This is a genomic window from Mycobacterium sp. IDUB_1 (assembly GCF_055419625.1).
Map to the genome: position 1 here is coordinate 1 of NZ_JBVAYA010000013.1, position 545 is coordinate 545.

General features: G+C 66.1%; 1 protein-coding gene. It reads left to right on the forward strand.

Features of this window, described 5'->3' with window-relative positions; genetic code table 11:
- Positions 1–545, forward strand: a 545-nt coding sequence (locus ACZYYX_RS29440; RefSeq protein WP_463818374.1) for an MspA family porin, incomplete at both ends; no start/stop codon positions are given.

Below are 545 nucleotides of genomic sequence, written 5' to 3' on the forward strand. Positions count from 1 at the left end.
CGGGTGCTGATCGCGATGGTCGCGGCCATCGCAGCGTTGTTCGTGAGCACTGGCACCTCTCACGCAGGGCTGGACAATGAGCTGAGCCTGGTCGACGGTCAGGGTCGGACGTTGACGATCCAGCAGTGGGACACGTTCCTCAACGGCGTGTTTCCCCTCGACCGCAACCGTCTGACCCGCGAGTGGTTCCACTCGGGCAAGGCTGTCTACAGCGTCGCCGGTGAAGGTGCCGACGATTTCGAGGGCACCCTGGAGCTGGGCTACCAGATCGGCTTCCCGTGGTCGCTGGGTGTGGGCATCAACTTCAGCTACACCACCCCCAACATCGCGCTCGACGGTCAGGACGTCATCGGTGTCGGCGATGTCGGCATCGATCTGTTCCCGGCGATCTCGACGCCGCCGCTGTTCCCCGGCGTGTCGATCTCGGCGGACCTGGGCAACGGCCCCGGCATCCAGGAAGTCGCGACGTTCACCGTCGACGTCTCCGGCGCCAATGGTGCGGTTGCGGTGTCGAACGCGCACGGCACGGTGACCGGTGCTGCCGG